General features: G+C 72.3%; 17 protein-coding genes. 10 read left to right on the forward strand and 7 right to left on the reverse strand.

Translation table 11 applies throughout. The features are described 5' to 3' along the window. The first annotated feature begins 34 nt into the window (after nt 1-34). The gene (locus ACFWYM_RS02125) at nt 35-901 is read left to right on the forward strand and encodes an alpha/beta fold hydrolase (protein WP_384828925.1); all 867 of its coding nucleotides are present in this window, start codon (nt 35-37) and stop codon (nt 899-901) included. Here ACFWYM_RS02125 and ACFWYM_RS02130 read toward each other — a convergent pair. Both ACFWYM_RS02130 and ACFWYM_RS02135 read right to left on the reverse strand, forming a co-directional pair. Beyond that, a complete protein-coding gene (locus tag ACFWYM_RS02130; RefSeq protein ID WP_384828927.1) occupies nt 838-2,631 on the reverse strand; it encodes an ABC-F family ATP-binding cassette domain-containing protein in 1,794 nt (597 codons plus the stop codon). The genes ACFWYM_RS02125 and ACFWYM_RS02130 overlap by 64 nt on opposite strands. Before the next feature lie 141 nt (nt 2,632-2,772). Further along, nucleotides 2,773-4,353 carry an MDR family MFS transporter gene (locus tag ACFWYM_RS02135; protein ID WP_384828929.1) on the reverse strand — a complete coding sequence of 527 codons (1,581 nt, stop codon included), beginning with the start codon at nt 4,351-4,353 and terminating at the stop codon, nt 2,773-2,775. A gap of 122 nt (nt 4,354-4,475) precedes the next feature. Between ACFWYM_RS02135 and ACFWYM_RS02140 the strand changes: the two genes are divergently transcribed. Continuing rightward, complete coding sequence (locus ACFWYM_RS02140; RefSeq protein ID WP_384828931.1) at nt 4,476-5,129, forward strand: TetR/AcrR family transcriptional regulator; 654 nt, start codon at nt 4,476-4,478, stop codon at nt 5,127-5,129. Continuing rightward, nucleotides 5,117-6,001, forward strand: a complete 885-nt coding sequence (locus tag ACFWYM_RS02145) for a hypothetical protein (protein WP_384828933.1) — start codon at nt 5,117-5,119, stop codon at nt 5,999-6,001. The genes ACFWYM_RS02140 and ACFWYM_RS02145 overlap by 13 nt, the downstream gene beginning before the upstream one ends. Here the strand turns inward: ACFWYM_RS02145 and ACFWYM_RS02150 are convergent. Further along, nucleotides 5,976-6,350, reverse strand: coding sequence for a hypothetical protein (locus tag ACFWYM_RS02150; RefSeq protein ID WP_384828935.1), 375 nt, complete (start codon nt 6,348-6,350; stop codon nt 5,976-5,978). The two genes, ACFWYM_RS02145 and ACFWYM_RS02150, sit on opposite strands and share 26 nt — an antisense overlap. A gap of 194 nt (nt 6,351-6,544) precedes the next feature. On the opposite strand from ACFWYM_RS02150, the gene ACFWYM_RS02155 reads away from it, so the two are divergent. Continuing rightward, entirely contained in the window at nt 6,545-6,796 is a 252-nt protein-coding gene (locus ACFWYM_RS02155) for a hypothetical protein (RefSeq protein WP_384828937.1), read from the forward strand. Between the two features lie 11 nt (nt 6,797-6,807). Then, on the forward strand, nt 6,808-8,004 hold the full coding sequence (locus tag ACFWYM_RS02160; protein ID WP_384828939.1) for an SPFH domain-containing protein: 1,197 nt from the start codon (nt 6,808-6,810) through the stop codon (nt 8,002-8,004). Between the two features lie 36 nt (nt 8,005-8,040). Here the strand turns inward: ACFWYM_RS02160 and ACFWYM_RS02165 are convergent, their stop codons facing one another. Beyond that, nucleotides 8,041-9,261 carry a PucR family transcriptional regulator gene (locus tag ACFWYM_RS02165; protein WP_384828940.1) on the reverse strand — a complete coding sequence of 407 codons (1,221 nt, stop codon included), beginning with the start codon at nt 9,259-9,261 and terminating at the stop codon, nt 8,041-8,043. Between the two features lie 232 nt (nt 9,262-9,493). Between ACFWYM_RS02165 and ACFWYM_RS02170 the strand changes: the two genes are divergently transcribed. Then, the gene (locus tag ACFWYM_RS02170; protein WP_384828942.1) at nt 9,494-10,963 is read left to right on the forward strand and encodes an MFS transporter; all 1,470 of its coding nucleotides are present in this window, start codon (nt 9,494-9,496) and stop codon (nt 10,961-10,963) included. Here ACFWYM_RS02170 and ACFWYM_RS02175 read toward each other — a convergent pair. After that, the gene (locus ACFWYM_RS02175; RefSeq protein WP_384828944.1) at nt 10,881-11,870 is read right to left on the reverse strand and encodes a PrsW family intramembrane metalloprotease; all 990 of its coding nucleotides are present in this window, start codon (nt 11,868-11,870) and stop codon (nt 10,881-10,883) included. The genes ACFWYM_RS02170 and ACFWYM_RS02175 overlap by 83 nt on opposite strands. A 62-nt stretch (nt 11,871-11,932) precedes the next feature. Here ACFWYM_RS02175 and ACFWYM_RS02180 point away from each other — a divergent pair, with 62 nt between their 5' ends. Then, on the forward strand, nt 11,933-13,147 hold the full coding sequence (locus ACFWYM_RS02180) for a cation:proton antiporter (RefSeq protein WP_384828946.1): 1,215 nt from the start codon (nt 11,933-11,935) through the stop codon (nt 13,145-13,147). Nucleotides 13,148-13,169: 22 nt separating this feature from the next. Here ACFWYM_RS02180 and ACFWYM_RS02185 read toward each other — a convergent pair whose 3' ends face one another. After that, nucleotides 13,170-14,771: an ABC-F family ATP-binding cassette domain-containing protein gene (locus ACFWYM_RS02185; protein ID WP_384828947.1), complete on the reverse strand. Its 1,602-nt coding sequence runs from the start codon at nt 14,769-14,771 to the stop codon at nt 13,170-13,172. Nucleotides 14,772-14,952: 181 nt separating this feature from the next. On the opposite strand from ACFWYM_RS02185, the gene ACFWYM_RS02190 reads away from it, so the two are divergent. From ACFWYM_RS02190 to ACFWYM_RS02200, 3 genes are all read left to right on the forward strand, one after another. Next, the gene (locus ACFWYM_RS02190) at nt 14,953-15,549 is read left to right on the forward strand and encodes an HhH-GPD-type base excision DNA repair protein (RefSeq protein WP_384828949.1); all 597 of its coding nucleotides are present in this window, start codon (nt 14,953-14,955) and stop codon (nt 15,547-15,549) included. A 188-nt stretch (nt 15,550-15,737) separates the two neighbouring features. Further along, the gene (locus ACFWYM_RS02195; RefSeq protein WP_384828951.1) at nt 15,738-16,079 is read left to right on the forward strand and encodes a hypothetical protein; all 342 of its coding nucleotides are present in this window, start codon (nt 15,738-15,740) and stop codon (nt 16,077-16,079) included. 55 nt (nt 16,080-16,134) lie between these two features. Next, complete coding sequence (locus ACFWYM_RS02200; protein WP_384828952.1) at nt 16,135-16,284, forward strand: hypothetical protein; 150 nt, start codon at nt 16,135-16,137, stop codon at nt 16,282-16,284. Between the two features lie 108 nt (nt 16,285-16,392). On the opposite strand, the gene ACFWYM_RS02205 is transcribed toward ACFWYM_RS02200, so the two are convergent. Beyond that, nucleotides 16,393-18,180: a helicase HerA-like domain-containing protein gene (locus ACFWYM_RS02205; RefSeq protein WP_384828954.1), complete on the reverse strand. Its 1,788-nt coding sequence runs from the start codon at nt 18,178-18,180 to the stop codon at nt 16,393-16,395. Nucleotides 18,181-18,283: the final 103 nt, after the last annotated feature.

Raw genomic sequence — 18,283 nt, forward strand, 5'->3', positions numbered from 1 at the left:
CTAGGGGTCCTAGGAAATGGTGAAGGAGACCCTCATGACCACCCCTGTCGTCGGCACCCTGCCCGTGAGCGGCGCGACGTTGCACTACGAAGTGCGGGGGCAGGGGCCCCTGTTGTTGCTGATTCCCGGAGGGGCGGGGGGCGCGGCCTCCTTCGACGGGCTCGCCGACCAGCTGGCCGCCGAGTACACCGTCGCCTCCTACGACCCGCGGGGCATGTCGCGCAGCGTGCTGGACGATGCCGAGGCCCGGCAGACCGTGGCCGAGCACGCCGAGGACGCGCTGCGGATGCTGGACCTGCTGTCGCCCCGTGAGCCCGCCCGGGTGTTCGGGCTCAGCGCGGGCGCGATCGTCGCCCTGCGGCTGCTCGCCGACCGGCCCGAACGCCTCGTACGCGTCGTGGCGCACGAGCCGCCGGTCGTGGACGTCCTGCCGGACGCCGCCGCGCAGCACGCGCTCTTCGCGCGCGTGCACGAGGTCTTCCGGGCGGAAGGGCTCATGCCCGCCATGGCTGTCTTCGCCGCGGGGATGGCCAAGGAGAGCGCTCCTGACGGTCCCGGCGGCGCCGCGGCGGAGGCTCGGATGGAGCTTCCGCCGCAGGCCGCCGCGCGGGCCGAGCAGACCATGGCCAACCTGCCGTTCTTCGTCAGCCGCATCCTGCCCGTCTTCACGGCCTACGCGCCGGATCTCGACCGGCTCACGGCGCTGAACGACCGCCTCGTGGTCGGCTGCGGGCAGGACTCACGCGGTGAACTGCCGTACCGCGCCGCCTCCTTCCTGGCCGAGCGGCTCGGTGCGGAGCCGCTCCACTTTCCCGGTGGGCACACGGGGACGACCACTCACCCCGAGGAGTTCGGCGCACTCCTCGGGGAAGTGCTGCGGCCTCCGTCCAGCGCCAGGTGAGAGCCCCTGAAGCGGGAGCGGGTGCGGCGGTCGTGGGTGACGAGCACCAGGGCTCCCTCGTAGCGCTCCAGGGCCTGTTCCAGGTCCTCGACGAGTGCGGGAGCCAGGTGGTTCGTCGGCTCGTCGAGGAGGATCAGGTCGGTGGGCTCGGTGACCAGGCGGGCCAGTTCGATGCGGCGGCGCTGGCCGTACGAGAGGTCGCCCACCCTGAGGCGCAGTTCCGGCGGGGCGAACAGGCCGAGGGAGAGCAGGAGTTGGGCGTGTTCGTCCGGGGTGCCCACGCGGCCCCGGGCGAAGGCGGCGAGGACCGTCAGGGTCGGGGGCCAGGGTGTTCCTTCCTGTCGCAGGTGGCCCACGCGGCCTCGCACCCGTACCGAACCGGAGTCCGGGCGCAGCTCCCCTGCGAGGACCCGCAACAGGGTGCTCTTGCCCGCGCCGTTCGGGCCGGTCACCAGGAGGCGTTCGGCTGCCCCCAGGCGTAGCTCGGGGAGGTGCAGGCGGTCCGCGACGCGCAGGTCTTCGATCTCGACCGCCGCCTCCAGATGTGGCTCCTCATGTGGCTCCCTTTCTGCTTCTGCGTGTGGCTCCCTTTCTGCTTCTGCGTGTGGCTCCCTTTCTGTTTCTGCGTGTGGCGCCCTTTCCGCTGCCGTGGTGATCCGGGCCGTGAACGTGAGCGGCACCGGGGGCGGGGCCACAGGGGTGTCCGTCAGGCGTTCCAGGCGGGACTTGGCGTTGCGGATGCGGCTCATCGCGCCGTGGCCCCGGCCGCGGGCCCGGAAGGCCCCGTGGCCGAAGACCGCGAGCGACATCTTCTGCGGCATCCCGTCGAGGCGGGCCGTATGGGTGTCCACGAGGCGCCGGTTGCGGGCGAGTTCGGTGCGCCACTCCTCGTACTCCCGGAGCCTGCGCCGCCGTTCGGCCGCCTTCGCCGCGAGGTAGCCCTCGTAGCCGTCCCCGTGGCGCAGCACCGTGCGGGCGCCGACTTCGAGGACGGTGGTGGTCAGCCGTTCCAGGAACACCCGGTCGTGGGTGACCGCGACCACGGTGCCGCGGTGGCCGCGCAGGTGTTCCTCGAGCCAGTGCACGGCCTGGTCGTCCAGGTCGTTGGTCGGCTCGTCGAGCAGGAGCAGCTCCGGCCGGGAGGCGAGCGTGGCGGCGAGCGCCAGGCGGGAGCGCTCGCCGCCGGAGAGCGTCCCGAGGCGCCGTCCGCGCGCCAGGCCGGGCAGGCCGAGTCCGTGCAGGGCGGTGTCGACGCGGGTGTCGGCCGTGTAGCCGCCGCGGGACTCGTAGCGCTCGACCAGCTCCCCGTACGAGGTCAGGGCCGCGTCGAGACCGGCGCCCGCGAGCCCCCCGGCCAACTCGGCCTCGGTCGCGCGCAGTCGCTCCTCGAGGTCGCGCAGGTCGGCGAGGGCGAGGTCGACGGCGTCCTGCACGGTGGCCTCGGGCGGCAGCTCCAGGGTCTGCGCGAGGTAGCCCGTGCCACCGGGTGCGTGCACCGTCAACTCGCCGCTGTCCGGCTCCAGTCGGCCCGCCATGAGCTTCAGGAGGGTCGACTTGCCCGAACCGTTGTCCCCGATGACGCCGACCTTCTCGCCCGGCTTGACGGCGAGGGAGACGGAGTCGAGGACCGTGTGGTCCGGGTAGCGCTTGGTGATGTCCTGGAGCGCCAGTTGCGCGGGCGCCGAGGGTGAAGTGACCGTGGTCGTGGTCGCGAGTGATGAGGTGTGCATGGGGGCGCCCCTGTTCTCGGCGGCTGAGCCGGCCGTGGGTCGTCGGTCGATGACGGGCGGCGTGCGCGGAGGCGGCGGAGCTCGGCTCTACGCGGCCATCGGCGCGGCGGTCAGCATCACAGGGAACCCATGCGCAGCACTCTACGGGCGCGAGGCGCCTTTGGCAATACGATCCGTCTCGTCTCGCTGAGTGACATGGGTCACGCGCCCTTGCCCGGGAGGCATCGCAGTTGTCGGAGGCGTCGGAGACGTCTGTGCCGACGGAGGCGTCGGCTTTCCGCGCAGCGGCACCTCCTTGATGAAGAGCGCGGCCACGAACGTGAGAGCACAGAGCCCGGCCGCGACCAGGAAGATCTGGTGGGTGCCGGTGGCGATCGCCGAGAGGTGGCCGTGGCCGCCCTCGGGGGCCGCCTCCGTCGCGTGGTTGAACAGCGAGCCGAACACCGCGACGCCGAGCGAGCCGCCGATCGTGCGGAAGAGGGTGACGCCCGCCGAGGCCACGCCCAAGTCGCGCATCTCCACGCTGTTCTGCGCGATCGTCGTGGTCATCTGCATCAGGAAGCCGAGGCCGATGCCGACCAGGGCCATGTAGACGCCGGAGACGGCGCGCGACGTACCGGTGTCCATGGTGGCGAGCAGGGCGCAGCCCACGGTGAGGAAGGCGCCGCCCAGGACCGGGAAGATCTTGTACGTGCCGGTCTTCGACATCACCTTGCCCGCGATGTTGGAGACGAGGGCGATCGGCAGCATCAGCGGCAGGAGCAGCAGGCCCGAGTTGGTGGCGGACGCGCCCTGGACGCTCTGCTGGAAGAGGGGCAGATAGAGCGTGGCCCCGAACATGACCGCGCCCGCGCCGAACACCATCACGCAGGCGAGCCGGAAGTTGCGGTCGGCGAACACCCGCAGCGGCAGCACCGGTTCGGGCGCCCGGCGCTGGGAGGCGAGGAAGAGGGCGAGTCCGGCCGCGGCGGTGGCGGCGAGGCCCAGGATCTGCCAGGAGCCCCACGCGTAGCGCGTGCCCGCCCAGGTGGCGGCGAGGACGACCGAGCTGATCGTGAGGGTCATCAGCGCGATGCCCGGCCAGTCGACGCGGGCCCCGCCCCGGGTCGCGGGCAGCTTCAGCAGCACCGCGCACCAGACGAGGGCGAGCAGGCCGAGCGGGATGTTGACGTAGAACGCCCAGCGCCAGCCCAGGTGGTCGGCGACCAGGCCGCCCACGAGGGGGCCGCCGACGGTGCCGATCGCCATGACGGTGGCGGTCATGCCCTGGTAGCGGCCGCGCTCACGCGGGGACACCAGGCTGCCGATGAGGGCGAAGGCGAGCGCCGCGATGCCCCCGGCGCCGAGCCCCTGGACGGCCCGGAACCCGATGAGCTGGCCCATCGACTGCGCGGCCCCGGACAGCACCGAGCCGAGCAGGAAGACCACGACCGAGGCGAGGAAGATCCGCTTGCGGCCGAAGAGGTCGCCGAACTTTCCCCATACGGGGGTCGAGGCGGCGGTCGCCAGGGTGTACGCGGTCACCACCCAGGAGATGTGGGCGAGGCCGCCCAGGTCGCCGACGATCGTCGGCATCGACGTACCCACGATCGCGTTGTCGAGCATCGCGAGCAGCATCGCCAGCATCACGCCGAGCAGCGTGAGGCGGATGTTCTTGGGGGCCGGGGACGCCGGGGACGCCGGGGACTCGGGCTCGGCCGTGGGGAGAGGTTCTGCGGACATGGCCGATCACCCCTTTCACAGGGAGGAGGCGGGGGGAAGTACAGCCAGAAAAGCACACTCACTAAAAAAGTGCAACGAGACAACTTTTAAAGCGGGGCAACTGAGAGAGGTACGCTCGGACCATGACCGACACCACGCCGCAGCCCCCCGCCCCCCTGGGCCGCCGCGAGCGCAAGAAGGCCGCCACCCGCAAGGCCCTGGCCGACGCGGCGCTGCGGCTCTTCCTGGAGCGCGGCTACGACCGCGTGAGCGTGAAGGACGTCGCGGACGCCGCCGACGTCTCCACGACGACGCTCTTCAAGCACTTCCCGAGCAAGGAGGCGCTGGTCTTCGACCGGGACTCGGAGATCGAGGAGTACCTGGTCTCGGCCGTACGCGACCGCGGCCCCGGCCAGTCGGTCCTCGCGGCCCTGCGCGAGCGGATCCTGGAGCTCACCGACCCCGCGCGGGACGAGCCCGAGCAGCAGGACTTCGTCGAGCTCATCGAGAACACCCCGGCCCTGCACGACTACGGCCGGCGGATGTGGATGCGCCACGAGACGGCCCTGGCCCGCGCCGTCGCCGAGGCCGAGGGCGCCCCCGAGGACGACCTGCTCTGCGCGGCCCTGGCCCGCTTCGCCCTCCAGGCGGGCGACATCGCCGCCGGCCCGCACACCCGCCGCGCCGCCGTCGAGCGCGGCTTCGCTCTCCTCGAACACGGCTGGGACGGCGCCCGTGGCGAGGAGAGCGAGGGCGGCAGCGGAGGCAAGGACGGGGGCGGCGGGTGCCGCGGATAGCGGCGGAGAGCGCCACCGAGGGCACGACGGCGAGCACGGACACAGCAAGCGCGGATGGCGCCGACGGCCGCATATCGAGCTCGGGACCGGCGTACGAAGGGTCGGGACCGGCACACGAAGGACCGGCCGAGGCCCCGCGGCGGACCACCCCCTGGCCCCGGCGCCGCGCCACCGCCCTCCGGAACGCCCTCCGGAACGCCCTCCGGACCGGCCTCCGTCACGAGTGGCGGGCCGTCCCCGTCGCCGCCTGGCGTGCGCTCCGGGCGCGCGGCGTCGCCGGGATCTCGCTGGCCCTGTTCGCCGTCGTCGCCGTCGTCGGCCTGCACTCCTGGCAGCAGACGCCCGCCGGGGACGCCGCGCTGCGCGTGCTCAGCGAGGTGCGCGCGGACCAGCCGTTCTGGGTCTCCCTGCTGCGCACCCCGGTCTCGCTCTTCGTCCCCGCGCGGGACCTGTCGGCGTGGGGCGGACTGCCGCGGCTCTTCTTCGCCTTCGCGCTCGGGCAGTTGCTGCTCGGGTGGGCGCGGACCCTGTTCGTCGCGTACGGCGTGACGCTCGCCGGAACCCTGACGGCGCGCCTCATGGTGGCGCTCGGCCCGGAGCGCGTGGGGCTGCCCGTCGACACCGCACAGGCCGTGGACACCGGGGCGTCCGCCGCGATCGTGGGGCTCTTCGTCTATGTGGCGGCGGTCCGCGGGTCCACCGCCCTGTTCGCCGCGGGAGCGCTGTCCACCGTCATCGGCTCCGTGGCCCGCCCCGACCTCGCGGGGCGCGAGCACCTGGCGGCGGTGGCCGTGGCGCTCGCCCTGGCCTTCATACACCGTCGGCGTCGGTCGGCCACGGTCACCGTCACGGCCAGTCGACCAGCGCCATGAAGAGCAGGAACTCGAAGACCACGACGACCGGGGCGAGGAACGCCACCAGCGCCCGCTTCGCCTCGTAGCGCCGCTGCGCGGGCATGGACCAGCTGGTGACGAGCATGCCCGCCGGGACGAACAGGCCGAACTGGAGCAGGAGGAACGCCACTTCGTAGCTGGACTCGAACGGGCCCGCCTCCGCGCTCGAGCAGGCGTCGCAGGCCATCGAGGAGAACACGGCGCTGAAATAGGCGAGGCCCATCAGGGGCAGGGTGATGAGGGACGCGACCAGGGGCGCGACCCAGGAGCGGGGAGCCGGGGTCGCCTGCCGGGGAGCCGGCTGCGCGGGAGCGGTGGTCTCGGACATGGGACCAGTCAACTCTCCGGCCCCGGCGCCCACATGAGTGCCCGTACTCAAGGGCGACTGGGTAACCGGGAACCAACCGTGGGCCCTTGATGTCTGGAGCGCTAAGGTCAGGATCCAGGGCCAGGCATGACAGTTGGCAGACCAGGCACACAGACCAGGCATGACGTATGTGCACGACAAGGGGGCGGCCGCCCATGGCGCCGGACGAGGCTGTCGTCGGCCTCACGGGGGAGCTGGTCATCGGCACCCGTGGAGCCGCGGGACCGGGTGAGGTGTTGGTACGGGTCCGCGGGGGCTCCGAGACCTTCCTCGCCTGGTCCGACGAGCCGCTCCCCCACGGCGCCACCGTGCTGGTGATCGAGTCGCGGGGCAGCCGTCAGGTCGCCGTCATCGCATGGGCTGATCCGTTGGACGCGTTGACCGGCGGGTCCGGCGACGCAGGTTGAGGAGACGATCCATGTTCGGTTACCGCGTTCCCGCACCCGACCAGGCAATGCTGATCTCGGGCGGCAGGCGAGGGCTCAAGGGCGCGCCGTTCCGCGTCGTGACGGGCCACGGCAAGTTCGTGCTGCCGGTCTTCCGCAAGACCCGCTTCCTCACCCTCGCGATGTGCGAGGCGGAGGTCGTCGAGAAGTGCGTGACCCGGCAGGGCATCGCCCTGACCGTGCGCGCCGTGATCGCCTTCAAGGTCGGCAACGACGACGAGTCGATCGTCAACGCGGGGCAGCGCTTCCTCTCCGACCAGGACCAGATGTCCGTCCTGACCGGGCGCATCTTCGCCGGTCACCTCCGGTCCATCATCGGCTCGATGACGGTCGAGGAGATCGTCACGGAGCGGCAGAAGCTGGCCACGGAGGTCCTGGACACCTCGAAGGCCGAGATGGCGAAGATCGGCCTGCACGTGGACTCGCTGCAGATCCAGTCCATCGACGACGGCGACACCGGCTACATCGCGGCGATGTCCGCCCCGCACAAGGCGGCCATCCAGCAGCAGGCCCAGATCGCCCAGGCGAAGGCGAAGCAGGCCGCCGCCGAGGCCGAGCAGGTGGCCGCCCGCAACCAGGCGGAGTACGCCCGCCAGACCGCCGTCGTGCAGGCCGAGTACACCGCGGAGGTGGACCGCGCCCAGGCCAGGGCCGCCCAGGCGGGCCCGCTCGCGGACGCGCACGCACAGCAGGAGGTCCTGGACGCGCAGACCGAACTCGCCCAGCGCCAGGCCGAGTTGCGCCAGCAGCAGCTGGTCGCCGAGGTGGTCAAGCCCGCCGAGGCCGACGCCGAGCGGATCCGGGTGCTCGCGATGGCGGAGGCCGAGCGGATGAAGATCCAGGCCGAGGCCGCCGCCTCGTACGACCGGGTGGCGCTGGACCGGATGCTGATCGACCAGCTCCCGCAGATCGTCAAGGAGGCGTCGGCGGGCCTCTCCGGCGCCAACGTCAACGTCCTCAACGGCGCCGACGGCCTCGGCGAGATCGCGGCCGGCCTCGTCGGCCAGGGCCTGACCATCCTCGACTCGGTGCGCACGAACCTCGCCAACGGCGGGGCGGAGAAGTCCGGTTCGGACGGGCCGGGCGCCGCGCTCCAGCGGTACCTCGGCGGCCAGCCGAACCGTGACGACGCCGACCGGTCGTCCGGCGGCCCCGTCGAGATCGAATAGCCCGTACGCGGGCGAGTCCGCCCGTACGGGAATCCGTCACTCCGTCCGCATACGGAGCAGCAGGGCCGCGAGGGCCAGCGCGGTGCCGTGCGGCGTGGTGAGGTCGATGCCGGTCAGGGCAGCGACGCGGGTGAGGCGGTTGTCGACCGTGTTGGGGTGCAGGCTGAGCCGCCGCGCGGTGGCCCTGCGGTCCTGGCCCGCCTCCAGGTAGGTGCGCAGCGTCTCGGTCAACTCGGGCCGCTCCGCGACCGGTTCGAGCAGCGCGGCGATCCGCTCGCTGCCCGCGCCGGTCCGGGAGAGGTGGAACTCGAGCAGCACGTCGTCGAGCCGGTGCAGGCCCGGCGGGCGGCCGCAGGCGCGGGCCACCCGGACGATCTCCGTGGTGGTGCGGGCGGCCTCCGCGATGTCCGCGGGGCGCTCGGCACGGGCGGCGGCCAGGCGCAGCCCCGGTCCGCAGATCTCCCGCAACTCCCGCAGCAGAGCGGGCAGTTCATCGGGTGCGTCGGTGTGTCCCGGCACCAGGGCGTGCCCGCCGCCCCCGTCCACCAGGGTCAGCACCTCGGCGCCGAAGGCCCGGTCCAGTGCGGCCTGGAGCCGGCGGACCAGGCGGCGCGCGGCGACGGGCGCCGGAGTGGGAGAGGGCGCGGGAACGGAGCCCGGGGGGAACCGCAGACAGAGGACCAGGACCGGCCCCTCGACCCCGCCGCCCCCGGCGCCCGCGAGCAGGGCCCGCGCCAACGACCGCCGCTCCTCCCGGCGTTCGGCCGCGATGGCGGTCTGCTCGTCGAGATAGGTCTCGGTGACGGCGGTGACGATGCGCTGCTGGGCGCCGAAGAGGTAGTCGCTCAGCTCGGCCAGGGCACCCTCCTCGCCGGGGCGCGCCGCGTCCCGCAGGGCCCGCCACAGGACGTGGGCGCCGAGCGTGTGGGTGCCGAGGAGCAGATGCAGGGGCATGCCCTCCTCGGCGCGCTGGGCGGCCCGCTCGCGGAAGTAGTCGTAGTCGCCCGCCGGGTGCGCGCCCTCGCCGCCGCCGACCCGGTCGAGGAAGAGGCGCAGGCCGTGCCGGGCGGTGGCGGCGATCTCCACGTCCTTCACGTCGGACGGGAGCCGGTCGTAGCCGCGCAGCCGCTCGAAGGCGCCCTGGCTCATGCGCCGGGCCAGCTCGTTCACCCGGGGCTCGCAGCGGGCGGCGAGGGCGCGGGCCGCGTCACTCAGCTCCGGGAGCGGGTCCGTCTCCGTGGCCTCTGTGGCCCCCATGGCTCCTCCTTGTGACACGTCACACTAACCGGCCCCCGGAACTGTGACCCCGGCGCCTGTCGCACAGACCCCGGCCGCCGCAGGATCGAGGCGGTGCGGGACCGCTGGACGGGGCGCCCCCGCGGGACCACTGGACGGGGCGGCCGTGCGGGACCGCTGCGCCGGGGAGCTGCGCGGGGCGGCCGTGCGGGACCGGAGCCGACGACGGAGCCGACGAAGGGGAGCGCGGGCTATGACGGAGCACAGGAGCAGCGCCGACGCCGCCACACCTGCCGGTGCCGGTGCCACTGCCGGTGCCACTGCCACTGCCACCACCGCTTGGCGCACCACCTGGACCCTGCTCGCGTTCATGCTCGTCAACTTCGCCGACAAGACGGTGATGGGCCTCGCCGCCAAGCCGATCCGGCACGAACTCGGCCTGACCCGGGGCGAGTTCGGCCTTGCCTCGGCGGCCTTCTTCACCCTGTTCAGCCTGGCCGCGCTCGGCGTCTCGTATCTGACCCGGACGGTCCGCACCACCTGGCTGCTGCTCGGCATGGCCCTGCTGTGGTCGGCCGCCCAGCTGCCCATGCTGTGGGGCGCCGCGGGCTTCGGCACCCTGATCGCGACGCGCGTGCTGCTCGGCGCCGCCGAGGGCCCGGCCCTGCCGGTGGCCACGCACCACCTGCACGGCTGGTTCACACAGCGCGAGCGCACCCTGCCCACGGCGGTGCTGCTGACCGGGGCCGCGGCGGGGGTCGCGGTGGCGGCGCCCACCCTGACCCTGGTCATCGACCACTGGGGCTGGCGCTGGGCGTTCGGGGTGGTCGGGATCGTGGGGCTGCTGTGGGCGGGGTACTGGGCGGTGCGGGGCGAGGAGGGCCCGTACGCGCCGGGGCTCGCGACGACCCGCGGGGCGGCTCCCGGCACGGCGGCGGTCCCCACCGTGAGCAGCGGCCCCACCGTGAGTAATGGCCCCACTGTGACCAACAGCCCCACCCTCCCGTACCGCCGCATCCTCCTCACCGGCACCTGGCTGACCGCCGCCTTCGGCGCCTTCGCCGCGTACTGGACGCTGAGCTCCGCGCTGACGTGGATGCCGGACTACTTCGAGACGGTGTGCGGGCTGACGCTGCGCCAGGCGGGCCTGCTCGTCACGCTCGCGGCGCTCGCCAATGGCGTCGTGCTGCTCACCCACGGGCTGCTCGTCCAGCGCCGCAAGGGCCGGCCGGGGCGCGGCATGGCGGCCGGGGCGCTGATGGCGGTGGCGTCCTGCGCGCTCGCGCTGTTCGCCGCCACCGACCTGCTCTGGCTGAAGATCGTGCTGCTGCTCGGCCCGATGGCCCTGGCCAACGTGATCATGACGGTGGCGCAGACGGCCTGCGCCCGGATCAGCCCGCCCTCCCAGCGCGGCGTGGTGCTCGGCGCGCTCGCCTTCGTCTACGCCTCGGCCGGGATGCTCGCGCCGTGGACGGTCGGGCGCGTGGTCGACGCGGCGGGCTCGGACGCGGCCGGGTACCGCACGGCGTTCCTGCTCACCGCCGCGCTCACCGCGCTCGCGGGCGTCCTCGCGCTCTGCTTCCTGCGCCCGGAGCGGCAGGCGGAGCGTCTCGGCGTACCGCTGGAGACACCGCCCGACGCTAGCGAGCCGGCCGACGCCCCCCACGCCCCGACCGGCCCGACCCGTCCGACGCACCCGACCGGCCCGACCGCGCGAGGCTGAGCAACCAGGCCACCCCCACCAGCGAGACAAGGACGAGCCCCCCGTCCGAGAAGACCGTGAACAGGTGCTTCTGCTGCTGGGTGGGCTCGGGCAGATAGCCCTGCGCGAAGAGCTGGCGCTGCAGTCCGGTGTCGGTGACGCGCGTGACCAGCCAGACGGCGATGCCGTGCATCGAGTCCCACAGTGCGTGCAGCAGGGAGACGCCGAGATACGTGAGGACGACGGCGCCCGGGAAGCGGAAGCGACCCCCCGGCTCCCGGAACCTCAGCAGCACCCCGCCCGCGATCGCCGTCCACAGCCCGTGCCCGAACGGCGCGAGCAGCCCCCGCAGGATCTCCGTCTCCATCAGCGAGCGCAGGTCGAGCCCGCGCATCGTGACGACGGCGTTGAACGCGTACCCCGCGCTCTCGAAGGCGGCGAACCCGAAGCCGACCGCCGCCCCGAGCACCATCCCGGCCCGCACCCCGCGCAGCCGCCGGAACCGCCGCAGCACCCACATCAGCGCGGCCAGCTTCACGGCCTCCTCGATGAGCCCCACCAGGACGAACATCCACACCGAGGGATGCACCAGGTAGTACTCCATGACCGACGCCCCGAGCACCCCCAGGACACCGCCCACCACAAAGCAGTTGAGCAGCACGCCGAGCCCCAGGTCGCGGCCGTGCTTCTCGTACGCCCAGAGCACGAAGACACCCGGGACCAGGAAGCTGCCGAGAAGGATGAGGGTGGGCAGCAGGTTGGTGTTCTTGGTGGCGTACGTGATGACGGCGGTCAGCAGCCACAGGGCGAGCCCGCCCCACAGACAGCGCTTCCACAGCCCGGGCTTCGCCGCCGGAACGCCCCCGTTCTTCTCGTCCGCGCTCTCGCCCGCCCTCGCGTCCGCCTTCTCGTCCGCGTCCTGGCTCATGGATCCCCTCACGCACCACAGAGTCCGACCGTTTTGCCCGACTTTACTGTTAGATACGGACTATGTCGCAGCCGGGGACGCTGATTCTGATCATGAGCATCGCGGTGCTCGCCCCCCTCCTCTCATACGGCATCGGCCGCTGGATCCCGGTCCCGCTCGTGATCTTCGAGATCCTCCTCGGCATCCTCATCGGCCCCGACGTGCTCGGCCTCACCCACCACGAGGAGGCCGTCGACGTCCTCTCCAACCTCGGCCTGTCGATGCTGATCTTCCTCGCCGGGTACGAGATCGAATTCGCGGCCGTGCGCGGGGACACCCTGCGCCGCTCGGTGTCGGCCTGGGCGATCTCGCTGGCGGCCGGGCTCGGCATCGCCTTCGCGCTGACCGGCGGCGCGGTCACCAAGAGCTTCGTCATCGGCACCGCCCTGACCAGCACCGCGCTCGGCACGGTGCTGCCGATCCTGCGCGACTCCGGGGACCTGAAGGGCCGCTTCGGGACGGTCATGATGGCGTTCGGGACGGTCGGCGAGTTCGGCCCGATCATCGCGATGTCACTGCTGCTCAGCGGCCGCAACCCGGGCCGCTCCACCGTCCTGCTCGCCGCCTTCGCCGCCGTGACGGCCGCCGCGGTCCTCTGGGCCCTGCGCCCGCGCCCGCCCTGGTTCGCGGACGTCATCGCCAGGACCCTGCACAGCAGCGCCCAGTTCGCGGTCCGCTTCGTGATGCTGCTGCTCGCCGCGATGCTCGGCCTCGCCGCCGCCTTCGGCCTCGACACGCTCCTCGGCGCCTTCGCGGCGGGCCTGCTCACCCGGCTCGTCCTGAACGGCGCCGCCCCGGAGAGCAGCGAGCTGATCCTCTCCAAGATCGAGGCGATGGGCTTCGGCTTCCTCGTCCCGATCTTCTTCATCGTGACGGGCATCCAGTTCGACCTCGACGCCCTCCTCCACGGCGGCCGCTCCTTGCTCCTCCTCCCCGCCTTCGTCCTGCTCTTCCTCCTGGTCCGCGGCCTGCCCGCGTACGCCCTCGCCCCCCGCGACCTCGGCCGCAGGGACCGCACGGCGCTCCTCCTCCACAACGCCACGGCGCTCCCCCTCGTCGTCGCCATCACCACGATCGGCCTCGACGACAAGGTCCTGACGGCGGGCGAGGCGGCGGCCCTGGTCGGCGCAGGCATGGTGTCGGTCCTGGTCTTCCCCCTCCTCGCGCTGCGCCTGCGCCGGTCGGGGCAGGGGACGAAGCCCCTCCCCCGCCCGATGCAGGGCTCACAGACCTGGTGAGTCCCGTGCTCACAACGGGAGTTCAGTCGAGGGCGACCAGCTCCCGATAGTCCGGACTCCACAGATCCTCGACCCCGTCCGGCAGGACGAGGACCCGGTCGGGCCGCAGCGCGTCGATGGCCCCCTCGTCATGGGTGACCAGCACGACGGCACCGGGATATGTACCGACGGCCCCGAGCACCTCGTCCCTCGACGCGGGGTCGAGGTTGTTCGTCGGCTCGTCCAGGAGCAGCACATTGGCCCCCGAGTGCACGAGCCCGGCGAGCGCGAGCCGCGTCTTCTCACCCCCGGACAGAACGCCCGCCGTCTTCTCCACGTCATCCCCGCCGAACAGGAACGACCCGAGCACGCCCCGCACCTCACCATCGGTCAGATGCGGCGCGGCGGCGGCGAGGTTCTCGCGCACGGTCCGGTCGGCGCGCAGGGTGTCGTGCTCCTGCGCGAAGTACCCGAGCCGCAGCCCGTGCCCGTGCACGACCCGCCCCGCATCGGGCTGCTCCTGCCCGGCGAGAAGCCTCAACAGGGTGGTCTTCCCCGCCCCGTTGAGCCCGAGGACGACCAGCCTCGTCCCCCGGTCCACGGCAAGATCGACCCCTCCCAGCACACTCCTGCCCCCGTACGCCTTCACGAGCCGGACGGCCCCCAGGGGCATCCGCCCACAGGGCGCGGGCTCGGGCAGCCGGATCCGGGCGACCTTGTCCACCCGGCGTACGGGTTCCAGGGCGTCGAGCATGCGCCCGGCCCTGCGCTCCATGTTCTTGGCGCGGGTCGCGGTGGAGACGCGGGCCCGCATCGTGGCGGCCTGGGCGCGCAGCGAGGCGGCCTTGCGCTCGGCGGCGGCCCGCTCCCGCACCCGCCGCCGCTCAGCGGCGTCACGCTGCTCGAGATAGACGTCCCACCCGGTGTTGTAGACGTCGAGGGAAGCCCGCCCCGGATCCAGCGCGAAGACCCGATTGACGACACCCCCCAGCAGCTCCCGGTCATGGCTGACGAGAAGAACACCCCCCGGGTAGCCCCCCAGATAACTCCGCAGCCAGGCAACGGAGTCGGCGTCGAGATGGTTGGTGGGCTCGTCGAGCAGCAGCACGTCATGCCGGGCGAAGAGGATCCGGGCGAGCTCGACCCTCCTCCGCTGCCCGCCGGACAGCTCCCCGACGGCCTGCCCCAGCACCCGCTCGGACAGCCCGAGTCCCGCGGCGACCCGCGCGGCCTCCCCCTGCCCCGCGTACCCGCCCCGGGCCTGGAACTCCTCCTCGGCCCGCACGTACCGCCCCATGGCCCGCTCCAGCTCGACACCCCCGCCCACAGCGGCCATGGCTTCCTCGGCGGCACGCAGCTCCCGCACGGCCCGATCGAGCCCACGGGCGGACAGAATCCGGTCCCGCACGCTGACCGCGGGATCGGCGGCACCGGGATCCTGCGAGAGGTACCCCAGGGACCCCGTGAGCCGGACGCCCCCGGAAACAGGCGCGAGCTCCCCCGCCAGCACCTTCATCAAAGTGGTCTTGCCCGCCCCGTTACGGCCGACGAGGCCGACGCGATCGCCGGGGGCAAGGTGAAAGGAAACGCCGGACAGCAGCAGACGCGCACCGACGCGCACGTCCGCTTCACGGACGGTAATCATGGTTGTCGCTCCGAAAAACTCTTGGCTCAGGACACACGTGTGGCGTGGAAGCGGGTGTCCTGGCTAAGAGATGCGGGGCGTAGACATGAATCCGAGGCTAACGCGCCCCCACGGCAGACCGCACGGGATTTTCCATCGCCTCCAGAGCGCGCTCCTCCGCACCCCACGAGATCATGCAGACATGAATGCCAAGGCCGACGTCACCCTCCACCTCGCCCAGCAGCCCGAGGCGGACGAGCTCCTCAGCCGCAGCCCCCTGGCCGCCCTCGTGGGCATGCTCCTCGACCAGCAGATCCCCATGGAGTGGGCGTTCGCGGGCCCGTACACGATCGCGCAGCGCCTGGGCGCGGACGACCTGGACGCGCACGAGATCGCGGCGTACGACCCCGAGTCCTTCGCCACGCTCCTCTCCACCAAGCCGGCGGTCCACCGCTACCCCGGCTCCATGGCCAAGCGCGTCCAGCAGCTCTGCCAGTACCTGGTCGAGCACTACGACGGCGACCCCACGGCCCTCTGGAAGGACGCCACCACCGGCAAGGAACTCCTCCAGCGCCTCAACGACCTCCCCGGCTTCGGCAAGCAGAAGTCCCAGATCTTCCTGGCGCTCCTGGGCAAGCAGATGGGCGTACGCCCCAAGGGCTGGCAAGAGGCGGCGGGCGCCTACGGCGAGCCCAGGTCCTTCCGCTCGGTGGCGGACATCAAGGACCCCGAGACGCTGGCGAAGGTCCGCGCCCACAAACAGGAGATGAAGGCAGCGGCAAAGGCAGCCAAGTCCTGACCCCCATCGGCCCGAACGGCCTCGCCCTCAAACGCCGGACGGGCTGATGGCGGCTGCCGTACGACGGCGCAAGGGGTGGGGACGCGGCAGGCCAGGACGTCACCCGCGCGCCCCCTCCGTAGCCCAAGAGGGCGGATCTCCCGGCCTACAGATCAACAACCCCCCACCCATGGGGGACATTGCCCCTCATGAGGCGCAGGCGACCCACACCCCCGCGAACACGGACGTTCCTCATCGTCCTGCTCGCCCTCCTCTGCGCCACCCTCCCCGCGTACGGAATCCCGGCCACACCCACCTACGCCTACGCCGCCGCGCCGGCACCCGAGCCCGCACCCGACACCTCCGGCGAACTCCAGCAGGAAGCCCCCGCTCCCCGCACCCCGGAATCCCCCCGGCCCGGCGAGCCAACCTCCCGCACCACCCCGCGCGCAGCCGCCGTACGCCCTCAGGCTCCCCACACCCGCACCCACACCGCGCCCCGCCGCCCCCACTCCGCGCACATCCTCCGCACGGTGGTCCTCCGCTGCTGACAGGTCCCGCCCCGGACCTGTTCACCCCCCACATCAGCAGAGGGACCACTCAGCCATGCCCATCGACCCGTACGCGGCCCTGCGCGCCCTCCTGCGCGCCGAGGCATCCCGCAGCGCCCCCGGCGACACTCCCGCGGACTCCGCGGAGCGCACAGCGCCGGAGCACCACAGCAAGGAGAACAGGCAGGACGACAAGGAGAAGTAGAGAACAAGGCGGAAAGGAACACGAACAAAGCAGCAAAAAAGGGGCGCCGGGCCACCCAGCCCCGGCGCCCCGCCTAGCGGGAGCCCATCAGCCCACCACCTCACCAACTCACCGCCGCCGCCGAGCCGTCCCGAACACAGACCGCGAGATCTCCCGCCCGATCTGCGTCCCCATCGACCGCAGCAGTGACTTGAACATCCCGCTCCCCACCACCTGCTCCACCACGGACCCATCCCCCTGCGGCTTCGCCCGCGCCGCCGCCCGAGCCGCCTTCTCGGCCTCCAGGGCCTCCAGCTCGGCCTGCTTGCGGGCCTGCGTCTCGGCCTCCTGGGCGGTCAGCTTCTCGTACGCGGACTCACGGTCGACGGCGTCGGCGTACCGCGAGTACAGCAGCGACCCCTTCACCGCCGCGTCGAGCGCCCCCGCGTCCACGGGCCCCATCAGCGACTCCGGCGCCCGCAGCCGGGTCGCCGCGACCGGCGTGGGGGCGCCCTTCTCGCTCAGCACGGTGATGACGGCCTCACCGGTGCCGATCCCGGTGAGGACCTCCTCCAGGTCGTACGCCGAGTTCGGGAAGGTCTTCACGGTCGCCTTCAGCGCCTTCTGGTCCTCGGGCGTGAAGGCGCGCAGCGCATGCTGGACGCGGTTGCCCAGCTGGGCGAGCACATCGGCGGGCACGTCCTTCGGGGTCTGGGTCACGAAGAAGACGCCGACGCCCTTGGACCGGATGAGCCGGACGGTCTGGGTGATCGCTTCGAGGAACGCCTTGGAGGCTCCGTTGAACAACAGGTGCGCCTCATCGAAGAAGAAGACCAGCTTCGGCTTCTCGACATCGCCGACCTCCGGCAGGTCGTTGTAGAGATCGGCCAGCAGCCACATCAGGAAGGTCGAGAAGAGCTGCGGCTTGTCCTGGACGGCGGGCAGCTCAAGAACAGACACGAGTCCCCGCCCGTCCGGCGCCGTCCGCAGGAACTCGCTCGTGTCGAACTCCGGCTCCCCGAAGAAGTCGGCCATCCCCTGCGCCTCGAAGGTCGTGAGCGCCCGCAGGATCACTCCGGCGGTGACCGACGAGAGCCCGCCGATCTCCTTCAGCTCGGGCTTGCCCTCGTCGGAGGTCAGAAACGTGACGACGGCCCGCAGGTCCTTCAGGTCGAAGAGCTCGAGCCCCTTCTGGTCCGCGTAGTGGAAGATCAGGCCGAGCGACTGCTCCTGGGTCTGGTTGAGCTGCAGCACCTTGCTGAGCAGCACCGGACCGAAGCTGGTGACGGTGGCCCGTACGGGAATCCCGGTCCCGATGCCCCCCAGCGCGTAGAACTCGCACGGGAACCCCGTCGCCTCCCACGCCTGCCCCACGTCCCGCGCCCGCTCCGCGACCTTGTCGTTCGCCTCTCCGGGCACCGAGATCCCGGACACGTCGCCCTTGATGTCGGCGAGGAACACCGGCACCCCCTGCGCCGCCAGCTGCTCGGCGATGAGCTGCAGGGTCTTGGTCTTGCCGGTACCGGTGGCCCCGGCGACGAGCCCGTGCCGGTTGAGCATGGGCAGCGGGATGCGGATCTGCGCGTCGGGCAGGCACTGCCCGTCCCAGAGCAGCGCCCCCAGGTCGAGCGCGGGCCCCGTGAAGGCGTACCCGGCGGCGATCTCCATGGCTTCCTGCGGCAGTGCGGCCGCCGATGTCACGGACTCGGGGTGTACGTCGGGCTCGGCGGCCGTCACGGCTGTAGCGGCCGTGCCGGCCGTGCCGGCCGTGCCGGCCGTGGCAGCCGTGGCACTCGTGGTGGCCGGCGGGACGAATCTGGAGGAACCAGTTCCGGGCGTCACCTCGGCGCCGGATCCTGACTCGTTCGGGCGGTTCGCTTCGTCCGGCGTGGACGGTATCGGCTGGCTCTCGCTCACTTCGGCCCCTGTTCCCGGCTTGAGAGTTCCCGGTTTGCCCCGAAATCTGGCGTCATTTCCCAGGGTCGCACTCCGTCTCCATGGCTGCGCCCGGAGAGCCTCG

This window comes from Streptomyces sp. NPDC059009 (genome assembly GCF_042740175.1).
In the GTDB taxonomy this organism is placed as follows: Bacteria; Actinomycetota; Actinomycetes; order Streptomycetales; family Streptomycetaceae; genus Streptomyces.